General features: G+C 67.1%; 20 protein-coding genes. 8 read left to right on the forward strand and 12 right to left on the reverse strand.

Going from position 1 to position 19,462, the window contains the following annotated elements; all coding sequences use genetic code 11:
• Window positions 1-351 precede the first annotated feature (351 nt).
• On the forward strand, window positions 352-1,710 hold the full coding sequence (locus ACJEIK_RS17730) for an adenylate/guanylate cyclase domain-containing protein (protein WP_138249716.1): 1,359 nt from the start codon (window positions 352-354) through the stop codon (window positions 1,708-1,710).
• On the opposite strand, the gene ACJEIK_RS17735 is transcribed toward ACJEIK_RS17730, so the two are convergent.
• From ACJEIK_RS17735 to ACJEIK_RS17755, 5 genes are read right to left on the reverse strand one after another with little or no spacing between them, the layout of a single operon-like run.
• Entirely contained in the window at window positions 1,683-2,306 is a 624-nt protein-coding gene (locus tag ACJEIK_RS17735; protein WP_082934892.1) for a response regulator, read from the reverse strand. The genes ACJEIK_RS17730 and ACJEIK_RS17735 overlap by 28 nt on opposite strands.
• Before the next feature lie 16 nt (window positions 2,307-2,322).
• The gene (gene macS / locus ACJEIK_RS17740) at window positions 2,323-3,480 is read right to left on the reverse strand and encodes a MacS family sensor histidine kinase (protein ID WP_064860631.1); all 1,158 of its coding nucleotides are present in this window, start codon (window positions 3,478-3,480) and stop codon (window positions 2,323-2,325) included.
• Window positions 3,480-4,232 (reverse strand): amino acid ABC transporter ATP-binding protein, encoded by a 753-nt coding sequence (locus ACJEIK_RS17745; RefSeq protein WP_174814008.1) that lies wholly within the window; start codon window positions 4,230-4,232, stop codon window positions 3,480-3,482. The genes macS and ACJEIK_RS17745 overlap by 1 nt, the downstream gene beginning before the upstream one ends.
• 5 nt (window positions 4,233-4,237) lie before the next feature.
• Window positions 4,238-5,191 (reverse strand): amino acid ABC transporter permease, encoded by a 954-nt coding sequence (locus ACJEIK_RS17750; RefSeq protein ID WP_061006294.1) that lies wholly within the window; start codon window positions 5,189-5,191, stop codon window positions 4,238-4,240.
• Window positions 5,175-6,086 (reverse strand): ABC transporter substrate-binding protein, encoded by a 912-nt coding sequence (locus ACJEIK_RS17755; RefSeq protein ID WP_110767662.1) that lies wholly within the window; start codon window positions 6,084-6,086, stop codon window positions 5,175-5,177. The genes ACJEIK_RS17750 and ACJEIK_RS17755 overlap by 17 nt, the downstream gene beginning before the upstream one ends.
• Window positions 6,087-6,289: 203 nt before the next feature.
• On the opposite strand from ACJEIK_RS17755, the gene ACJEIK_RS17760 reads away from it, so the two are divergent.
• The 6 genes from ACJEIK_RS17760 (at window position 6,290) to ACJEIK_RS17785 (ending at window position 13,151) form a co-directional block, all read left to right on the forward strand.
• On the forward strand, window positions 6,290-6,895 hold the full coding sequence (locus ACJEIK_RS17760; RefSeq protein WP_064860637.1) for an HdeD family acid-resistance protein: 606 nt from the start codon (window positions 6,290-6,292) through the stop codon (window positions 6,893-6,895).
• Between the two features lie 135 nt (window positions 6,896-7,030).
• A complete protein-coding gene (locus ACJEIK_RS17765; protein WP_133427724.1) occupies window positions 7,031-8,479 on the forward strand; it encodes a cytochrome ubiquinol oxidase subunit I in 1,449 nt (482 codons plus the stop codon).
• An 11-nt stretch (window positions 8,480-8,490) separates the two neighbouring features.
• Window positions 8,491-9,546, forward strand: coding sequence for a cytochrome d ubiquinol oxidase subunit II (cydB, locus tag ACJEIK_RS17770; protein WP_135357898.1), 1,056 nt, complete (start codon window positions 8,491-8,493; stop codon window positions 9,544-9,546).
• 35 nt (window positions 9,547-9,581) lie between these two features.
• Window positions 9,582-11,189 (forward strand): thiol reductant ABC exporter subunit CydD, encoded by a 1,608-nt coding sequence (gene cydD, locus ACJEIK_RS17775; protein WP_409431717.1) that lies wholly within the window; start codon window positions 9,582-9,584, stop codon window positions 11,187-11,189.
• Window positions 11,146-12,702, forward strand: coding sequence for an ATP-binding cassette domain-containing protein (locus ACJEIK_RS17780; protein WP_409431718.1), 1,557 nt, complete (start codon window positions 11,146-11,148; stop codon window positions 12,700-12,702). The genes cydD and ACJEIK_RS17780 overlap by 44 nt, the downstream gene beginning before the upstream one ends.
• Entirely contained in the window at window positions 12,699-13,151 is a 453-nt protein-coding gene (locus tag ACJEIK_RS17785; RefSeq protein ID WP_133427728.1) for a DUF4190 domain-containing protein, read from the forward strand. Before ACJEIK_RS17780 ends, ACJEIK_RS17785 begins: the two co-directional genes overlap by 4 nt.
• A 16-nt stretch (window positions 13,152-13,167) precedes the next feature.
• On the opposite strand, the gene ACJEIK_RS17790 is transcribed toward ACJEIK_RS17785, so the two are convergent.
• The 3 genes from ACJEIK_RS17790 to ACJEIK_RS17800 all read right to left on the reverse strand — a co-directional run bounded on the left by ACJEIK_RS17790 (window position 13,168) and on the right by ACJEIK_RS17800 (window position 15,971).
• Entirely contained in the window at window positions 13,168-14,028 is an 861-nt protein-coding gene (locus tag ACJEIK_RS17790) for an acyl-CoA thioesterase II (RefSeq protein ID WP_133427729.1), read from the reverse strand.
• A gap of 14 nt (window positions 14,029-14,042) precedes the next feature.
• Window positions 14,043-15,461 carry a pyruvate kinase gene (pyk, locus tag ACJEIK_RS17795; RefSeq protein WP_064859560.1) on the reverse strand — a complete coding sequence of 473 codons (1,419 nt, stop codon included), beginning with the start codon at window positions 15,459-15,461 and terminating at the stop codon, window positions 14,043-14,045.
• Window positions 15,462-15,572: 111 nt separating this feature from the next.
• A complete protein-coding gene (locus ACJEIK_RS17800; protein WP_061007347.1) occupies window positions 15,573-15,971 on the reverse strand; it encodes a DUF2752 domain-containing protein in 399 nt (132 codons plus the stop codon).
• 122 nt (window positions 15,972-16,093) lie between these two features.
• On the opposite strand from ACJEIK_RS17800, the gene ACJEIK_RS17805 reads away from it, so the two are divergent.
• Window positions 16,094-17,248: an LLM class flavin-dependent oxidoreductase gene (locus tag ACJEIK_RS17805; RefSeq protein ID WP_406784302.1), complete on the forward strand. Its 1,155-nt coding sequence runs from the start codon at window positions 16,094-16,096 to the stop codon at window positions 17,246-17,248.
• 97 nt (window positions 17,249-17,345) lie between these two features.
• On the opposite strand, the gene ACJEIK_RS17810 is transcribed toward ACJEIK_RS17805, so the two are convergent.
• Genes ACJEIK_RS17810 through ACJEIK_RS17825 form a run of 4 tightly spaced genes read right to left on the reverse strand, consistent with a single transcriptional unit; the run spans window position 17,346 to window position 19,239 of the window.
• Complete coding sequence (locus ACJEIK_RS17810; RefSeq protein ID WP_409430052.1) at window positions 17,346-17,579, reverse strand: hypothetical protein; 234 nt, start codon at window positions 17,577-17,579, stop codon at window positions 17,346-17,348.
• Between the two features lie 50 nt (window positions 17,580-17,629).
• Complete coding sequence (locus ACJEIK_RS17815) at window positions 17,630-18,565, reverse strand: IS3 family transposase (RefSeq protein WP_409430053.1); 936 nt, start codon at window positions 18,563-18,565, stop codon at window positions 17,630-17,632.
• Window positions 18,562-18,852 (reverse strand): transposase, encoded by a 291-nt coding sequence (locus ACJEIK_RS17820; protein ID WP_409430054.1) that lies wholly within the window; start codon window positions 18,850-18,852, stop codon window positions 18,562-18,564. Before ACJEIK_RS17820 ends, ACJEIK_RS17815 begins: the two co-directional genes overlap by 4 nt.
• A gap of 9 nt (window positions 18,853-18,861) precedes the next feature.
• Window positions 18,862-19,239 (reverse strand): TetR/AcrR family transcriptional regulator, encoded by a 378-nt coding sequence (locus ACJEIK_RS17825; RefSeq protein WP_409430055.1) that lies wholly within the window; start codon window positions 19,237-19,239, stop codon window positions 18,862-18,864.
• Window positions 19,240-19,462: the final 223 nt, after the last annotated feature.

Raw genomic sequence — 19,462 nt, forward strand, 5'->3', positions numbered from 1 at the left:
CAATATCGGTTTGCATAATTGCAGTAGACAAGTATTTTTCGCATATATCTGCAGTTCACAGCACTTGCCAGTCTCGCCAGCTCGCCATTCGACGCAACTGCAGAATATTTGGCAATTTTGATATTGATCCGTGCCATACGTACTTTTCGGCTGCAGCGAAGGGACGCCCAGTACCAACGAATATCCCACTCAGCGAGCGCCTCTAATTGGCCAGAGCAACTGGCCATTAGGGGTCCCGCAACCGCTCCGGACGGCCTCACCAGAGGTACCGCGGCGACCCGCTGTTTCGCCGTCAGCGGAGTATCCGCAGCCGGGCACCAAACGCGGCCGTGCGCGTCTACCCTTTAGTCCATGGCGATCATGGATGACGCTCGCCTCGCCGGTGGCACCGCGACCCCGGCCAGCGCCGAGTTGGTCGCCGCCGTGCGCCGTTCGGTGTGTGTACCGACCGCGACCGTCCGCGAGTGCCTGCACCCGGACGCCGACATCCTGAGCCCGACCGTCGCCCGCAGCCGCCGGATCCTGACCCGCACCAGCCGCCTCGGCGCGATGCTCAGCGTCTTCTTCGCCTTCCAGGCGTTGTCCACCGGCCCGTACACGATGTGGATCGGTGCGGTGAACATCGTCAGCGCCGCACTGTTCCTGCTCGTCCCGGCGCTCTACCGCTTCGGCGAACTCGTCGCGCCAGCGGCATTCGTGCTCATCGCCTACACCTCGGTCACCGTCGTGACCATCAATGTCGGCACGGGCTCCGGCATTCTGCTGTATTTCGCCGTGGCAGGCGCCATCACGCTGTTGATCGTGGGTCTCGAACACGTGGGATTCGCGGCCGCCGTCGCCGCCGTCGGCATCGTCACCGCGAGCGTCCTGGAATTCACCGTGCCGGCGTACACCGGAGCGCAGACCGAGATGGAAGGCCGGGTGTCGTTCGTCATCACGGCGGTGTCCGGCTGCCTGATCGTGATGGCGACCGTCTGGTCCGTCCTGCGCGAGAACGCCATCGCCCAGCGCGCCATCCAGGCGGAGTACCTCCGGTCCGAGACGCTGCTGGCGAACATCCTCCCGGAGTCCATCGCACAGCGCCTCAAGGATCCCGCGCACACGGTGATCGCCGACAAATTCGACGATGCCTCAATCCTTTTCGCCGACATCGCCGGCTACACCCAACGCGCCAGCGACACCACGCCCGCCGACCTGGTCCAGTTCCTGGACACGCTCTACACCGGCCTGGACGCGCTCGTCGACCGGCACGGCCTGGAGAAGGTCAAGACGAGCGGGGACTCCTACATGGTCGTCAGCGGTATACCGCACGGCCGCGCCGATCATCTCGAGGCACTGGCCTGCCTGGCCCTGGACTTCGCCGACGAAGTCCGCGAACTGACCGATCCGAAGGGTCGCCCAGTGCCGGTGCGCATCGGGATCGCCGCGGGCCCCGTGGTGGCCGGCGTGGTGGGGTCACGCAAGTTCTTCTACGACGTCTGGGGCGACGCGGTGAACGTCGCGTCCCGAATGGAGAGCACCGACGTGGCCGGGCGAATCCAGGTGCCGCACAACGTGTATGAGCGCCTGCAGCACGCCTACCAATTCGAGGAGCGCGGCGAGATCGACGTCAAGGGCAAGGGCCTGATGCGCACCTGGTACCTGGTCGGGCGGACCTCAGGCGCGTCGCGCGCCGACGGCGCTCAGTCCAGCCCGTGCTCGATGGCATAGCGCGCCGCTTCCACCCGATTGGCCACCTCCAGCTTGCGGAACGTCGCCTGCACGTGGTTCTCCACGGTGCGGTGACTCAGGGTCAGCCGTTCGGCGATCTGCTTGGCGGTCAGGCCTTTTGCCACGTAACGGAGGATCTCCGTCTCCCGCTCCGTCAGGCCCGCGGCCGGGTCCGCGCCCGGCGTCTTGGCCATGCGCCGGTGCTCCCCCAGCACCAGCCCGGCCAGACCCGGGGTGAACACCGCACGCCCCTCGCCCGTCGCCCGCACCGCGTCGGCCAGCTCGGCCTTGGACGCGCTCTTCACCAGATACCCGGTGGCACCGGCCTTTACGGCCTCCAGCACGTCGTCGCGCTCGTCGGACGCCGACAACACCAGCACCCGGCTCGCCGGCGAGACCGCCAGCACCTGTGTGGTCGCCTCGACACCGCTGCCGTCGGACAGCCGCATGTCCATCACGACCACCTGCGGCTTCACCACCGCGGCCCGGCGTCCCGCGGCGGCGACGCCGTCGGCGGTGGCCACCACGGTGAAGCCGGAGTCCTCGAGGTCACGGGCGACGGCGTCCCGCCAGATCGGGTGGTCGTCGACCACCATGACCGTCAGCTGTGGCTCAGACACCGGTTGCCTTCCGGGGTACCGTCAGCTCCCACTCGGTGCCCGCGCCCGGCGACGTCGTCAGCTCCGCCGCACCGCCCAGTGATTCCAGCCGTCCCACAATGGATTTCGTCACGCCCATATGCCCCTCCGCAGCCGCCTGCGCCAACCGTCCGTCGGCAATGCCCACCCCATCGTCGCGGACGCTCACCACGACCTGCTCGCCGAGGTCTTCGACGAGGACGTAAGCCCGGGCCTCCTGTCCCGCGTGGGCGGCGGTGTTACCCAGCACATTGGCCACCGCGGCATCGAGTTCGCCCGCCACGGCGGCGTCGAGCAGCACCGGGTCCGGCGGCACACTGACCGCGACGCGCTCACCCGCGCGGGCCCGGAGCATCTCCCCGATGTCGACCAGACCACCCGGCGCCTCGTCCAGACCGGAACTGACCAGCCGCCGCAGCGCTCGTTCCTGCTCGCCCGCCAGCTGCGCGAGTGCCGTTGTCTCACCGCCGATTTCCCGGCCCTTCCGGGCCACCAGCGCCAGCACCTGGATGGCGCCGTCGTGCACCTGCCGCGACAGCCGCTCACGCTCCGCGGTCGCCGCCGCCAACCGGATGGCGCGCTGCAACTCCGCGTGGGCACGGCGGGCGGTCTGCGCGGCCATCCCGACGGCGAGTCCCACCGCCAACTCGATGACCAGTGTCGCCTGTCTGCCGAGGTTGGGGTCGAAGTAGCCCTTGAGCACCGCGCCGGTCGCCGTCACGAGCAGCCCGACGCCCATGCCGGCCAGCGGACCCAGCTGGATGGCCGCCGACAACGTCGCGTTGGTGGCCCACAACGTGGTCGGCCACGACTGGTTGCCGGCGATCCACGCCGGAGAAGCCACCAGATCGGTCGACAACACCAGCAGGACGACGGCGAGCACCTCTGCCAGCACCCAGGCGCGCCGCCGTCCGAAGCCCTTCAGGTACGCCACCGCACACACCACGCTCCAGGCGATGAGGAGCCCGAACAGCGCCCAGGTGACGGCCGGGTGCAGCAGATCGTCATTGACCGCGAGCTGAAAACCCAAGGCGTACAGGCAGCTGAGCAGCCGGAAACCCTGCGCCGCCCGCCACAGCGGGGCGGCCGGGTCCGGTTCTGATTCCGGCTTCGAAGCGGGGTGAACAGCCACTACATCACTTTGGACAGAAAAGCCTTCGTGCGTTCATGTTTCGGGTCGGCCATCACCTCACGCGGGGCGCCGCGCTCGACCACCACGCCGCCGTCCATGAACACCAGCTCGTCGGCCACCTCGCGCGCGAAGCCCATCTCGTGGGTGACCACGATCATCGTCATGCCCTGCTGGGCAAGCTTTTTCATGACCGCGAGGACGTCGCCGACCAGTTCCGGGTCCAGAGCCGAGGTCGGTTCGTCGAACAGCATCAGTTTGGGTTCCATCGCCAGCGCGCGGGCGATCGCCACGCGCTGCTGCTGGCCTCCGGACAGCTGGGCCGGATACGCATCGGCTTTGCTGGACAGCCCAACCTGGTCGAGCAGATCCCGCGCACGCTTGACCGCCGCATCACGCTTGACGCCCTTGACGTGCACCGGCGCCTCGACGATGTTCTCCAGCGCGGTCCGGTGCGGGAACAGATTGAAATGCTGAAAGACCATGCCGACGTCGCGGCGCTGGCGGGCGGCCTCCTTGGGCGGGAGTTCGTGCAGCTTGCCGCCGCGTTCGCGGTAACCGACCAACTCCTCATCGACGTACAGCCGCCCGGCACTGACCTGCTCCAGGTGGTTGATGCACCGCAGGAACGTCGACTTGCCGGACCCAGAGGGCCCGACCAGCACGAGGACCTGTCCCCGCTGGACTTCCAGCGAGACGCCCTTGAGTACGTTAAGGGCACCGAAGCTCTTGCACACCTGCTCGGCGCGCACCATCGGGGTCATGCGGGCACACCCCCGTGGTCGCCCATCTGCGCCAGGGCGAGGGCCTCGAGCTGTTTGGTCGTCAGCTTGCGCGACGCGCCCCGGGAGAAGTACCGCTCCAGGTAGAACTGGCCGACCATCAGCACGCTGGTGATGACGAGGTACCAGGTGGCGGCGACCAGCAGCAGCGGGATGGGCTGGAAGATCACGGCCGAGATGTCGCGGGTGCGGGTGTAGAGCTCGAGCGTGTACGGCACGGCCGTGACCAGCGACGTGGTTTTCAGCATGCTGATCAGCTCGTTGCCGGTGGGTGGCACGATGACCCGCATCGCCTGCGGAAGAACGGTGCGCCGCATGGTCATCCACCACGACATGCCCAGGGCGACCGACGCTTCGGTCTGCCCCTCGGGGACGGAAATGATTCCGGCACGGATGATCTCGGCCATATAGGCGGCTTCGTTGAGGCCCAGGCCGATGAATGCCATCTCGAACGCGAGAGACAGACCCTGCAGCTGGATGTGGAACAGCGACGGACCGAACGGCACCCCGATCTGGATGTTCTGGTAGATCGACGGGAACAGGCCCCAGAACACCAGCTGCACGTACACCGGAGTACCGCGGAAAATCCACAGATAGCCCCACGCGACGGCACGGAACACCGGGTTCGGTGACAGCCGCATCACGGCCAGGACCACGCCCAGCACCAAGCCGATCGCCATCGCATAGATGGTGAGCTGCACGGTGTTCCACGCTGCCTCGGCCACCCGCTCGTCGAGCAGGTACTTGAGATAGGTGTCCCAGCCGTAGGCGGGATTGGTCGCGGCGCCGTAAAGGAACAGCCCGGCAACAACGATGATCGCGATGGCTCCGACCCACCGCCAGGGATGCCGCAGCGGTACCGCGTGGATGGCAGCTGGACCGTGCGGGTCTGCCGCCGACTCAGCTTTCGTCACGTCAGCTGGTGGCCCCATTGACGACCGGCTTGTCGATCATTCCGGCCTGCACGCCCCAGTTGGTGGCGATCTGCTTGTACGTGCCGTTGTCGATCAGGTGCTGCAGCGCCTGCAGCAGCGACTGCGCCAGCGGTGAGCCCTTTTTCACCGGCCAGCCGTAGGGCGCCGAATCGAACACCTCGCCCGCCTGCACCAGCTTGCCGCCCGCCTGCTTGATCGCCCACAGCGTCACGGGCGAGTCCGCGGACATGGCGTCGGCCTGGCCGACGACGACGGCGTTGGCGGCCTGGTCCTGGTTGTCGAACTTCACGACGTCGATGGGCGGCTTGCCGGCGTCGGTGCACGCCTTGGTCTTGGCGGGCAGTTCCTCGGTGTCCTGCACCGTGGTCGACTCGACAGCGACCTTCTTGCCGCAGGCGTTGGCGGGATCGACATGGTCACCGGCACGCTGCGCCCACAGGCTGCCTGCCGAGAAGTAGGTGACGAAATCGACCTGCTGCTCACGCTGCTTGCTGTCGGTGAAGGACGACATCCCGACGTTGTAAGTGCCGGCCTGGATCGCCGGGATGATCTTGGAGAAGTCCGACTCTTCGCGGTAGTCGACGGTCAGACCGAGCGTCTGGGCGATGGCGTTCATCAGGTCGACGTCGAATCCGACGACCTTGCCGCTGGGGTCCTTGTATTCGTTGGGCGCGTACGGGATGTTCACGCCGACGATCAGCTTGCCGCTGGACTTGATGGCCTCCGGCACCGTGTTCGCGATGGACTCGACCTTGGCGGCCGGAGCCGCCGACGAACTCGATGCGGGCGAACTGGATTCGGTGTTCTTGGTGCAACCCGACAGCGCCAACGCGCTGCTTGCCGCCACCACCACCGCGATGCGCCACGCCGTGCCCCGACGGCTCTGACTCACATCTGACACGTTGCCTCTTCCTTCGTGCTCAACTCTGCCCGAACGACAGCTGCCATGACACACCGTCAGCGCGCATCGGTGAGCGTGCTGCGTTGGAGAGCACCTTATCGGCACGCTGGTCCCCAAGCAGCCCAATCGCCCGTTGTCCACATCTGGAACCATCGAAAAACCGGGTTGTCCGAATTCTGCGCAGCCTCCGTCAAATATGTGAGACTGCGTCAATGACGACCCCAACTCCGCCAAGTCTGTTGCAGCACCTGTGGAAAGCCGAGCTCATCGCGGGCCTGATCTCCGTGGTTCTGGGCGCCGCCGTGCTGGCTCAGCCCGGTATCTCGGTCGCGGTGGCGGCCATCTTCTTCGGTGCGTATCTGCTCGTCACCGGCATCGGCCAGGTGGTATTCGCTTTCAGCCTGCACGTCGCGGCCGGTGGTCGGGTGCTGGCCTTCATCAGCGGCGCGGCGTCCCTGGTGCTCGCGGTGCTGGCGTTTCGCCACATCGGTGATGCCGTACTGCTGCTGGCCATCTGGATCGGCATCGGCTTCATCTTCCGCGGCGTGGCCACCACGGTGTCGGCGATCAGCGATCCCGGCCTGCCCGGCCGCGGCTGGAACATCTTCCTCGGCATCATCAGTCTGATCGCCGGCTTCGTGGTGCTGGGTTCGCCGATCGAGTCGATCGGCACGCTGGCGCTGGTGACGGGCATCTGGCTCGTGGTCACCGGTGTCGCCGAAGTGATCACCGCGTTCGGAATCCGTAAGGGCGCCAAGGCCGTTGACAAGGCCATCAACGGGGCGGCGACGAACGTCTGAGTACGCCGGCAGGCTGAACTGTGTGGCCGGGCGCACGTGTGCGCCTGGCCACACAATTCGGTGTGGACCGTCGCCCACATGAACTACTACAGTAAGTCGTAGACGAATCCCTCCGGCTCGGGGAAGGCCCACCCAATGGACGCACTGGACGTATCGAGGTGGCAGTTCGGGATCACCACCGTCTACCACTTCATCCTGGTCCCGCTGACCATCGGCCTGGCGCCGCTGCTGGCCGTCATGCAGACCGTCTGGGTGGTGACGGGCAATCCGGCCTGGTACCGGCTGACCAAGTTCTTCGGCAAGCTGTTCCTCATCAACTTCGCTCTCGGCGTGGCCACGGGCATCGTGCAGGAATTCCAGTTCGGGATGAACTGGAGTGAGTACTCACGATTCGTCGGCGACGTCTTCGGCGCACCGCTGGCCCTGGAGGGCCTCGCGGCGTTCTTCTTCGAATCCACCTTCATCGGGCTGTGGATCTTCGGCTGGACCAAGCTGCCCCGCCTGGTGCACCTGGCGTGTATCTGGATCGTCGCGTTCGGCGTGAACGCGTCGGCGTTCTTCATCATCTCGGCCAACTCGTTCATGCAGCATCCCGTTGGCGCGCACTACAACCCGGAGACCGGCCGGGCTGAGCTGACGAGCATCTGGGAGCTGCTGACCAACAACACCGGCATCGCGGCGTTCACGCACACGGTCGGCGGCGCCATCCTGACGGCCTCCACCTTCGTCGCGGCGATCAGCGCGTGGTGGATGGTGCGCAGCGGCAACACCGAGGAATCGCGCACCATGTTCCGCCCCGCGGCCCTGCTGGGCTGTTCCGTCGCCTTGGTCGCGGCCGCCTCGCTCACGCTCACCGGGGACGCCCAGGGCAAGCTGATGTTCGTCCAGCAGCCCATGAAGATGGCGTCGGCAGAATCGTTGTGTCACACCGAAACCGACCCGGATTTCTCGGTGCTGACGATCGGCACCCACAACAACTGTGACAGCGTCATGCACGTCATCGAGGTGCCGTACGTGCTGCCGTTCCTCGCCGAGAGCAAGTTCGAGGGTGTTCGGCTCGAGGGCGTGCAGGACCTGCAGAAGGCGTACGAAGCCAAGTACGGTCCGGGTGACTACCGGCCCAACCTGTTCGTGACCTACTGGTCGTTCCGCATGATGATCGGATTGCTCGCGTTCCCAGGGCTTTTCGCGCTCACCACGCTGTGGTTGACCCGCAAGGGCCGCATCCCCACGCAACGCTGGCTGAGCCTGTTCGCACTGGTGACGCTGCCCATGCCGTTCCTCGCCAACAGCGCGGGCTGGGTCTTCACCGAGATGGGCCGGCAGCCCTGGGTGGTCGCCACCAACCCGACCGGCGACCCGAACCTGCACCTGACCATCCGGCAGGGCGTGTCGGCACACAGCGCGGGCACGGTCTGGATCTCACTGATCACCTTCACCGTGCTCTATGCGCTGCTCGCCGTCATCTGGTTCTGGCTGATCCGCCGCTACACGCTGGAAGGGCCACTCGAACACGATGCCGAACCGGCGCCGCCCACCCCACCCGGTAGCGACGACGTCGCCCCACTGTCGTTCGCGTACTAGGAGGAGCAGCCATGGCACTTCAGCACCTCTGGTTCATCATCCTGGCCGCGCTGTTCCTGGGCTTCTTCGTCCTGGAGGGGTTCGATTTCGGTGTCGGCATGCTCATGGAGTTCTTCGGCCGCGCCGCCGACGGTGACGAGGGCGACGCCGAGCAGTACCGCCGCGCCGCGCTCAACACCATCGGACCGGTGTGGGACGGCAACGAGGTCTGGATCATCACCGCGGGTGCGGCGATGTTCGCGGCGTTCCCCGGCATGTACGCGACGCTGTTCTCGGGCCTCTATCTGCCGCTGCTGGCGATCCTGGTCGGCATGATCGTGCGGGTCTGCGCCATCGAATGGCGCGGCAAGATCGACGATCCGCAGTGGCGCCGGTGGGCCGACATCGGCATCGCCATGGGTTCCTGGCTGCCGGCCGTGCTGTGGGGCGTGGCCTTCGCCTCCATCCTGCGCGGCCTCCCCGTCGACGCCCACCACCAGATACAGCTGTCCTTCGGTGACGTGCTGAACCCGTACTCCCTGCTCGGCGGTATCGCCACGGCCGGCCTCTTCGCCTTCCACGGCGCGGTGTTCGTGACACTCAAAACCGAAGGGGCCGTGCACGATACCGCGCGCCGGTTCGCCAGCCGCCTGACCGTTCCGGTGACCGTGATCGTCGCCGTGTTCGGTATCTGGACACAGGTGGCGTACGGCAACGACGTCACCTGGATAGCACTGGGCGTCGCCGTGGTGGCCCAGTTCTCGGCGGTCCGGCTGGTGTGGACGCGCCGCGCCGACGGGTGGGCGTTCGCCGCGACGGCCATCGTCGTCGCCGCCGTGGTCGCCCTGCTGTTCAGCTGCCTGTACCCGAATCTCGTTCCCTCGACCCTCGATCCGGCGTGGAGCCTGACCATCCACAACGCGTCGTCGACGCCGTACACGCTCAAGGTGATGACCTGGGCCGCGCTGCTGCTCACCCCGTTGGTGATCTGCTACCAGGGTTGGACGTACTGGGTTTTCCGGCAACGGATTTCGGCCGCGCACATCCCGGCATCCATCGGGTTGTCCCGAAACGGCGGATCGCACTGACCCGATCGTCGGCCAGCCCCCGCATGACCGCCGGTCTGCGGCGGCACCTGGCGGCCACGGTCGGCAGTGGCGTGGTCATCACCGCGGCGGCGCTCGCCGCAGCGGTGATGACCGCACAGGTCGTGGCCGGGGTCATCACCACCCGGGCACCGCTGTCGCACTGGATACCCCAGCTGTTCATGCTCGCCGGGCTCTGGTCGCTGCGTGCCGGCGCCCAGTGGTGGCAGGCCAGGCTCAGCCAGCACGGCGCCACAGCCATGATCGCCGACCTCGACGCACAGGTTCTCACCGCCGTCACCGCGCTGCCGCCGCAACGTCGGCAGGCGGTGCACGACGAGGCCGCGATCCTGCTGACCCGCGGACTCGACGGGCTGCGACCGTACTTCACCCGATACCTGCCGGCCGTCGTGATGTCCGTGCTGCTGACCCCGGCGGCCGTCATCGTGATCGCCTGGTACGACGTGAAATCCGCCCTCGTCGTGCTGATCGCGCTGCCTCTCATCCCGCTGTTCATGGTGCTGATCGGTGTCATGACGACCGAGCGGTCGGCGGCCGCGCTGGCCGCCATGGCCACGCTGCAGTCGCGTCTGCTCGACCTGATCGCGGGTATCCCGACGCTGCGGGCCCTCGGCCGCGCCGAGGGCGCCGCGCCGCACATCACCGAACTGTCCGACGCCCACCGGCATTCGGCCCTGGCGACGTTGCGCATCGCGTTCCTGTCGGCGCTCGTCCTCGAACTGCTGGCGACGCTCGGGGTGGCGCTGGTCGCCGTCGGTGTCGGGCTGCGACTGGTCAGCGGCGGGGTCACCCTGCCGGTCGCGCTGACGGTGCTGCTCCTGGCGCCCGAGGTGTTCTGGCCACTGCGCCGCGTCGGCGTCGAATTCCATGCCGCACAGGACGGCAAGGTCGCGTTCGGGCACGCCTACCGGCTGCTCGAGGACGCCGGGCAACCGGAACCGGGCAGCGCACAGATCGGGGTACGGCCGACCATCGAACTGGAGCACGTGAGCATCGACGGCCGGGACGGGCCGGCGCCGCACGATCTGACGCTGCGGGCCACGCCCGGCTCGGTGACGGTTCTGACCGGCCCCAACGGCAGCGGGAAAAGCACCGCGCTGCAAGCAATTCTGGGGCTGACGGTGCCTGACGCCGGCCGCGTGCGGGTCGGCGACGACGAACAGCGCTGCGACATCGGCGCCCTGGACCGGCAGCACTGGTGGCACCAGATCGGCTGGCTGCCGCAACGGCCCGCCCTCATCCCGGGGACGGTGCGGGAGAACCTGGAGTTGCTCGGCACCCTCCCCGACCTCGACGGGGCTTGCCGCGCATCGGGATTCGACGAGGTGCTGGCCACCTTGCCCGCCGGGCTGGACACCGTGCTGGGCCGCGGCGGCTCCGGGCTGTCGCTGGGTCAGCGGCAGCGCCTCGCGCTGGCGCGGGTACTCGGCCGGCCGAGCCCGGTGCTGCTGCTCGACGAACCGACCTCACATCTGAATGCCGAGCTGGAAACCCGGGTCCTCCAGGCGATCCGAACCCGCGCCGCGGCCGGCGCGACCGTCATCGTCGTCGGACACCGTGACGCCGTGCTGGCCATCGGTGATGAGATCGTCCGGGCGGGAGGTGCTTCCCGTGTCCACAGTTAGATTCGCGATCGACCTGCTCCGGCCCCGGCTCCCCCGCCTGGCGCTGGCCGTCTTCCTCGGTTCCGCGGCACTCGGCAGCGCCCTCGCCCTGGCCGGGGTGTCGGCGTGGCTGATCACCCGGGCCTGGCAGCAACCGCCGATCCTGCAGCTGTCGGTCGCGGTGGTGGCGGTGCGGCTGTTCGGCATTTCCCGTGGGGTGCTGGGCTATTGCGAGCGCCTGGCATCGCACGACGTGGCGCTGCGCGCCGCCGGCCGGGCCCGCACCGAGCTGTACGGGCGGCTGTCCGCGGCGCCACCGGCGACGGTGCTGCGGCTGAGCAGCGGTGAATTGGTCTCGCGCGCAGGCGCTTCCGTCGACGACCTGGCCGAAACCCTGGTGCGGTCGGTGCTGCCCGTCGCCGTCGCGACGGTGCTGTCGACCGCCACGGTGATCGTCATCGCCGTCATCTCACCCGCCGCCGCACTCGCCCTTGCCGCCGGGCTGGTGGTCGCCGGAGTCTGGGCACCGTGGCAGGCCGCGCGCGCCGCGGAAGCCACCGAAAACCTGGCGGCAGTACACCATTCGGACCGCGACGCGGCCGTCATGCTGGCGCTCGACCATGCCGCCGAACTGGCCGTGGCCGGCCGCCTCGGCGGTGTCATCGCTCAGGCCACCGCGGACCACCGCCGCTGGGGCGACGCCGCCGACCGTGCCGCGCGGCCCGCTGCCCTGGCCGGTGCGGTGCCGATCCTGGCCACCGGCGCCAGCGCCATCGCCGCGATCGTCGCCGCCATCTCGCTCACGTCGACCGTCGCTCCCACGACATTGGCGATCCTCATGCTGCTGCCGCTGTCGGCGTTCGAGGCCACCGGCGCGCTGCCGGGCGCGGCGGTGCAGTTGACCCGGGCCCGCATCGCCATCGCGCGGCTCACCGCAATGCTGGCCGAGCACCCCGACGACCGGGTGGTCATGGCCGTCCCGCCGCTACAGGTCGCACCCGGAGACCGGGTCGCCGTGCTGGGCGCCAGCGGCCGAGGCAAGACGACCCTGCTGCTGTCCACCGCCGACCGCTTCAACGAAACCGATTCACCGGCAGGGTTTTTCGCCGAGGATGCGCACCTGTTCGACACCACGCTGCGCGACAACCTCCTGGTGGCCCGCGGCGACGCCACCGACGGCGAACTCACCGCCGCCCTGACACGGGTCGGCCTGGCCCCCTGGCTGGGGACGCTGCCGGACGGGTTGTCCACCCTGCTCTCCGGTGGGGCCGCCGCCGTCTCCGCCGGCCAGCGGCGCCGACTGCTGCTTGCTCGCGCCCTACTGACCGACTTCCCCGTCGTGCTCCTCGACGAACCGACCGAGCACCTCGATGCGGCGGACAGTCACCGCTTGCTCGCCGAACTCCTCACTCCGGGCACGATGTTCGGCGCCGACCGCGCGGTGGTCGTGGCCACGCACCAGCTGCCGCCGGACGTGCCCTGCACGGTGCTGAACCTCGATTCCAGCAACGACGGGTACCCTGCGCAGTCATGAGCATGTATCCCGGTGGCGGGTATCCGCCGCCGCCACCACCGCCGTACGCCGACCAGGGGTACGGGGCGTACACGTCGACTCCGCGCAACGGTATGGGGACCGCCGCGCTGGTTCTGGGCATCGTGGGACTGCTGACCTCGTGGTCGGTGATCGGTGGGCTGCTGTTCGGGCTGGGTGCCGTCGCGTGCGGCATCCTCGGCCGCGGCCGGGTCAAGCAGGGACTCGCCGACAACGGCGTGGTGGCCGGCGCGGGCATCGTGCTCGGCGCGCTGGCGACCGTGCTCGCGGTGGTGTTCGTGTTCGTCGTGATCGGCTTCTACCGCCAGGTCGGTTTCAGCGACTACACCGACTGCATGACGCGCGCCGGGCAGGACCAGAACGCACAGAGCACCTGTGTCCAGGACTTCCGCGGCCGTATCGAGAAGGAATTCGGCGTAAAGGTCGACTGAGCCGACCCCAAAACCGTTAGCCCGGAAAGTGTTTGACGATGCCTTCCTGGGTAACCGTCGCCAGCACCTGACCGGCGCGATCGAAGAAATGGCCGGATGCCAGGCCCCGGGAGTCCGCGGCCACCGGCGACGTCGTCGAATACAGCACCCACTCGTCGAATTTGATGGGCTGGTGAAACCACACGGTGTGGTTCATGGTCACCGCGAAAATCCGGTCGTGCCCCCATGACAGCCCGTGGGTGGTGATGATCGAGTCGAGCAGCGTCGTGTCCGACGAGTAGACCAGCGCCGCGGCGTGCAGCACCGGGTCGTCGGGCATGGCGCCCATGGTCTTGAGCCACACGCGGTTGTGGTCGAGCTTGCCACCCTTGTCCCGCATCACCCAGGCCGGGTCATTGGTGTAGCGCCATTCGATGGGCTTGAGTGCCTCGACGAACAGCGGAACGGTCTCCTCGTAGCCCTTCAGCAGGTCGTCGATCGTGGGCAGCGACAACGGATCCGGCACCACCGGCGCCTTGACCGAGTGCTCGAGGCTGCGCCCACCCGCCAGATGGGACACCAGCGCCGTCGCCAACAGCGTGTCGCCCTGCATGACGTCGACGCGGCGGTTCGCGAAGCGACGTTCGTCGCGCAGCCGGACCACCTTGAACTCGAGGTCGCGCTCCGGGTCGCCACCGGCGATGAAGTGCGTCGACAGCGTCGTCGGCGGCAGCTTGGGCGGCACGGTACGGCTGGCGGCGACGAACGCCTGCGCCATCATCTGACCACCGAAGGTGCGAACCGGGTTCCGGCTCGGATGACCACCGGTGAAGGTGTCGTCGTCGACCTGGGTGACGTCGAGAACCTTGAGCAGTTCCTCGAAATCCGCAGTCGTCACGCGCTACCCCCGGCTCAGTGGTCTTCCTCCCCGATCCGGTGCACGTGGATCAGGTTGGTCGAGCCTACTGTGCCCGGCGGCGCGCCCGCGACGATGACCACCAGGTCACCGCGCTTGTAGCGGTCGAGCTCCAGCAGCGCCTTGTCGACCTCCTGGATCATGCCGTCGGTGCTGTCCATCTGCGGGACGATGAACGTCTCGGTCCCCCAGGTCAGCGCCAGCTGGCTGCGCACCTCCGGCAGGTCGGTGAACGCCAGCAGCGGCAGCGGTGTGTGCAGGCGGGACAGCCGGCGCACAGTGTCGCCCGACTGGGTGAAGGCGACCAGCGCCTTGGCATCCAGGCGCTCACCGATGTCACGGGCCGCGTAGGAGATGACGCCACGCTTGGTGCGCGGCACATGGGTCAGCGGAGGTGCGTCGGTGGAATTCGCCTCGACAGCTTTCACGATCCGAGCCATGGTCCGCACGGCCTCGAGCGGGTACTTGCCGACCGAGGTCTCACCGGAGAGCATCACGGCGTCGGCGCCGTCGAGAATCGCGTTGGCGACGTCCGAGGCCTCGGCCCGGGTGGGCCGGGAGTTCTCGATCATCGACTCCAGCATCTGGGTGGCGACGATGACCGGTTTGGCGTTCTCCCTGGCCATCTGGATGGCGCGCTTCTGCACCAGCGGCACTTCCTCGAGCGGCAGCTCGACGCCCAGGTCACCACGGGCGACCATGATCGCGTCGAAGGCCAGCACGATGGCCTCGAGGTTGTCGACGGCTTCGGGCTTCTCCAGCTTGGCGATCACCGGCACCCGGCGGCCCACCTCGTCCATCACCTCATGCACGAGTTCGATGTCGGCCGGTGACCGGACGAACGACAGCGCGATCAGGTCTACGCCGAGCTTCAGCGCGAACTTCAGATCGTCGATGTCCTTCTCGGACAACGCCGGAACGGACACGTTCATCCCCGGCAGGGACAGGCCCTTGTTGTTGCTGACCGGGCCGCCCTCGGTGACGGTGCAGACGACATCGTTGCCGTCGATCTTGTCGACCACGAGGCCGACCTTGCCGTCGTCGACGAGCAGCCGGTCACCGGCGCGGGCGTCTTCGGCCAGCTGCTTGTAGGTGGTCGACACGCGGTCGTGGCTGCCGTCGCAGTCGTCGACGGTGATCCGCACCGTTTCGCCGGTGCGCCACTCGGTGGGGCCGTCGGCGAAGCGACCGAGCCGGATCTTGGGGCCCTGCAGGTCGGCGAGAATGCCGACCGCGCGGCCGGCGGCATCGGACGCCGCTCGCACGCGCTTGTACGCCGTCTCATGATCGGCGTGCGCACCATGGCTGAAGTTCAGCCGCGCCACATCCATTCCAGCTTCGACCAGCGCCAGCACGGTTGCGTCGGTAGACGTAGCCGGGCCGAGCGTACAGACGATTTTTCCGCGCCTATTCACGGTGCATGAGCATAGTGGATCGATTCAGATAACGGCTTGCCGGGAGCGCTGTCGGCATCTCAACATCAGCCGAACAGCGAGTTGCCTCGTGGTGTCCCCAGCTCAGCGGCGCTAGGACTGCGTGAACGTCGGCACCAACGGAAATCCCGGCAGATTGCGGACCACCGTCCACAACACCATCGCCACCAGTGCGGTCACCAACGGCGGCGCCACCGACAGCCGCCGTCTCCAGCACACCACGAGCCAGACGGTCAGCAGCGGCAACCCCACGAGCGCGAAGACGTTGTCGACGACGGCTGCTGACAAGTCACCGTGCAAGACGTCGTGGGTCATCCGCAGCCCGCCGCACAGTGGACAGTTCCAGCCGGTGAGGGCCTTGAACGGACACGGCGGAAACCCGAATCCGGGGCGATGCGGGTCGGCGACGCCGATATACGTCAGAGTCGCCACCGCCACGGCCCCGGTGCCGGCTACTCCCGCCACACGCGCGACCCTGGCGGCTGACGTCATGCGTCCATGATGCCCGGCGACGACGCCGATCGCCGATTTACGCCGTTCGGCTGATGCTCAGGGAGACCTCGCACCGGACAGTGGAAAGGACCGACTCCGAACGAGGCCACTCGAGGAGCAGCATGGGAAGCAAGACCGGATTTCGCGTCGGCGTCGCCGATCCCATCATCGCGGCTCGCCCAGCAGCCGATACGTTCACCCGAGCCAGCTACCTCGGTGCGGTGGCGAATCGCGCCGACTCCTTCTGGGTGCCGGACCACCTCAACCAACTGTTCCCGCGCTCGTTGTGGAAACCGGAGTATTGCGGCTCCACCAGAGTTGTCCCGACGCTGGACGCCACCATGGAACCGTGGACCATGTTGGGGCACATCGCAGCTCGCAATCGAGTCGGTCGGATGCGACTGGGCGTAGGGGTGACCGATACGGGCCGGCGCAACCCGGCGGTCACCGCACAAGCCGCGGCGACACTGCACCTACTGACGCGGGGACGGGCGATCCTCGGCATCGGCCCCGGCGAGCGAGAAGGCAACGAACCCTACGGAGTCGACTGGTCCAAACCCGTCGCGCGGTTCGAGGAAGCGATGGCCACCATCCGCGCGCTCTGGGATTCGGGCGGCGAACTGGTCAACCGCGATTCGCCATATTTCCCTTTGCGCAACGCGCTTTTCGCGCTACCGCCATATAAAGGCAGGTGGCCTGAGATTTGGGTCGCGGCACATGGTCCACGGATGTTGCGGGCCGCGGGTCGCTACGGTGACGCCTATTTTCCGGGGTTCGCGCATCGGCCGAAAGACTTCGCCCAACGACTGGAGGTCGTCCGGACCGCGGCGTCGGACGCCGGACGCGATCCGATCGCCATCCTCCCGGCCCTCATGATATTCGTCGTGACCGGCCGAACCAGGGACGACGTCGATGCGGCGCTCGAATCCGAGATGGTGAAGTCAGTGGCGCTCAACGCCAGCGACGAGGTGTTCGGCCGCCACGGCGCCGAACATCCACTGGGGCCCGGCTTCGCCGGCGCGCAGGACATCCTGCCGCATGGCATGGACGAGGAAACGGCACTGTCCCACGTGGCTGCAGTCCCGCCCTCACTGATGCGGGAAATTGTCCTCAATGGCACGCCAGACGAGGTCGTCGAGCAGGCAGCGCTGTGGCGTGACTGCGGCGTCCGCTACATGGTGGTGGTGAACATCAGCGTCATGCAGCGCAACCTGCGGAAAGGCCTGGCCTCGATCCAGCCGTTCAACCAGATCGTCCGACGGCTCAAGAGGCTCTGATGGCGCACGAACGTCGGTGACCCCTCGACACCGACGTTCGCCGCGAATCAGCGACAATATTGCCGTATTGTAACGGTTCGGGCAAACGCAGCGGGAGTTATTGGCGCAACTGACCGTGCCGGATCAGCTCGTTGACGGACTCTTCCCACCTGGCCAACTCGGGGTCAGAGGTGAACGACGCCGGCAGGTGCCGGTCGAGGTGCCGGCGCAAGATGACCGAGCCCAGAGTCAGCACCAACGGATTCAGCCCGGCCCAGACCGCGTCGAGCCCCTCGGCGGCGTCCCCGGTGTCGATCATGCGCTGCCACCGGTCGATGCCGATCCGCGCCATAGCGTCGAATATTGCGATACTGTGGTTCCCCCGAAATCGTGGAGGGTTTCCTATGCCGCCTCCGGCTTGGTCTTGGATTCCCTGATCTCGTAGTTGACGGGTGAGAGCCCGTCGGCGGCACTGTGCCGGCGTTGGTGATTGTAGAAGGTGTAGCACCAGTCGATAACCACAGCCTGCGCGTGGATGGTATCACGGAAATGATTGCGGGACAGCACTTCCCATTCCAACGAGGAGAAGAACGCCTCCGCGGCAGCATTATCGAAACACGAGCCGACCCGGCCCATCGACTGCCGAATTCCCAACTGCCGGCACAACTTGGTGAACGAATTCGCGGTGTAGGTGCTACCGCGGTCGGTATGGAATATGACCCGTTCGGACTCCTCATCCCGCCAGATCGCCTGGCGGCCACCGCGCGCGGCCACAGCCATTTTGATCGCCGCACACGCCAAATCGGCATCCGGATGCAGGCCCATGGCCGCCCCCAGCAACCGGCGGCTATAGAGGTCGATCACGGTCGCCAGATACAGTTTCCGCCCGGACTCGGTGGGAATCTCGGTCATGTCACCGACCCATTTGCGGTTCGGCGCAGCCGCGGTGAAGTCCCGTTTGACCAGGTCAGGGAACTTCGGTGCCGTCTTGTCCTGCTTGGTGAGCCCATTACGGCGCTTGATGCGGCGCGCCACCAAACCCTGGCGGCGCATCGAGTCGGCCACCGTCTTCTCCGACACCTCCCAACCCAAATCACGCAGGTCGGCGATCAGCCGCGGCGAACCATGCAGCCCCTTGGCCTTGACGAACGCCGTGGCGACCGCCGCATCCAACTGCGCGCGACGCCGATCGGTGTCGGTATGCACCCCATCGGTATTGTCAGCACGGGTGATCCACTTGTAGAACCACGACACACTGACACCCAATAGAACGCACGTAAACGCATGCGGCACTCGGTATTTGGCCCTCTGGTCGGCGATGAAGCGTGCCACGCTCACTTCGTCGCCTCCTTCACCCACAGGACCACGGATCGCTTGAGGACATCACGCTCCATCCGCAACTCGGCGACCTCGCTGCGAAGGCGTTTGAGTTCCTCGAGGTCATCGCGGGTCACATCGCCGCGGCCTTCGCGAGCCTCACGGGCACGAGTCACCCAATTTCCCAGCGTGCCCTCGTTGACCCCCAGATCACGCGCGACCTGGGCGATGGGCTTCCCCGTCTCCTCGACGATCCGAACCGCTCCCTCACGGAACTCCCGGTCGTACTTCTTCCGTTTCTCTGACATCGCTACTCCTTATAGCTGATGCCTCCACAGTCTTGGGGGAATGCCAATACCGCTTGGGGTTTCAGAAGCCACCGCCCGGCCCAGATAGTCCATCACCACCAGGTGGTCGGTGAGCAGGCCGTGCACCGCCCGGCCGATCGCGGCAACCGAGTCGGGCCCCGGACTTTCCAGCGCAGCGAACATGGTCGAGCTGATGAGTTTCATCGCCACATCGTCGACGGCCTTGATCAAACCGTCCTTGGTGCCGAAATGGTGCTGCACCAACCCGACTGAAACACCCGCGGTATCGGCCACCATCTGCAACGTCGCATCGGACGTGCCCCGCTGCGCAAACACGTTCAGCGCCGCATTGAGGATGCGGTCCTGCCGAGACTGCTGCAACTGCACTCCGTCGGCTATGTCATCCACAGGAGACATCCAACCACCGCACAACCGATCAGGACCGGCGAGTGAGGAACATACCGTTCGCATGAAAGTGCAGCTTGTGCGCACTTTTGCCGTGGGCGGAATCTGAGGCCGCGGTGGCCCTGCGCCTACGGTCCTGGTGTCACGCCCTCAGTGCAGGGTCAGCGACGAGGGCTTCCCGCTATGCATCGACGCTGCAACCACG

The sequence above is a fragment of the Mycobacterium sp. SMC-16 genome (genome assembly GCF_046250085.1).
Taxonomy (GTDB): Bacteria; Actinomycetota; Actinomycetes; order Mycobacteriales; family Mycobacteriaceae; genus Mycobacterium; species Mycobacterium phocaicum.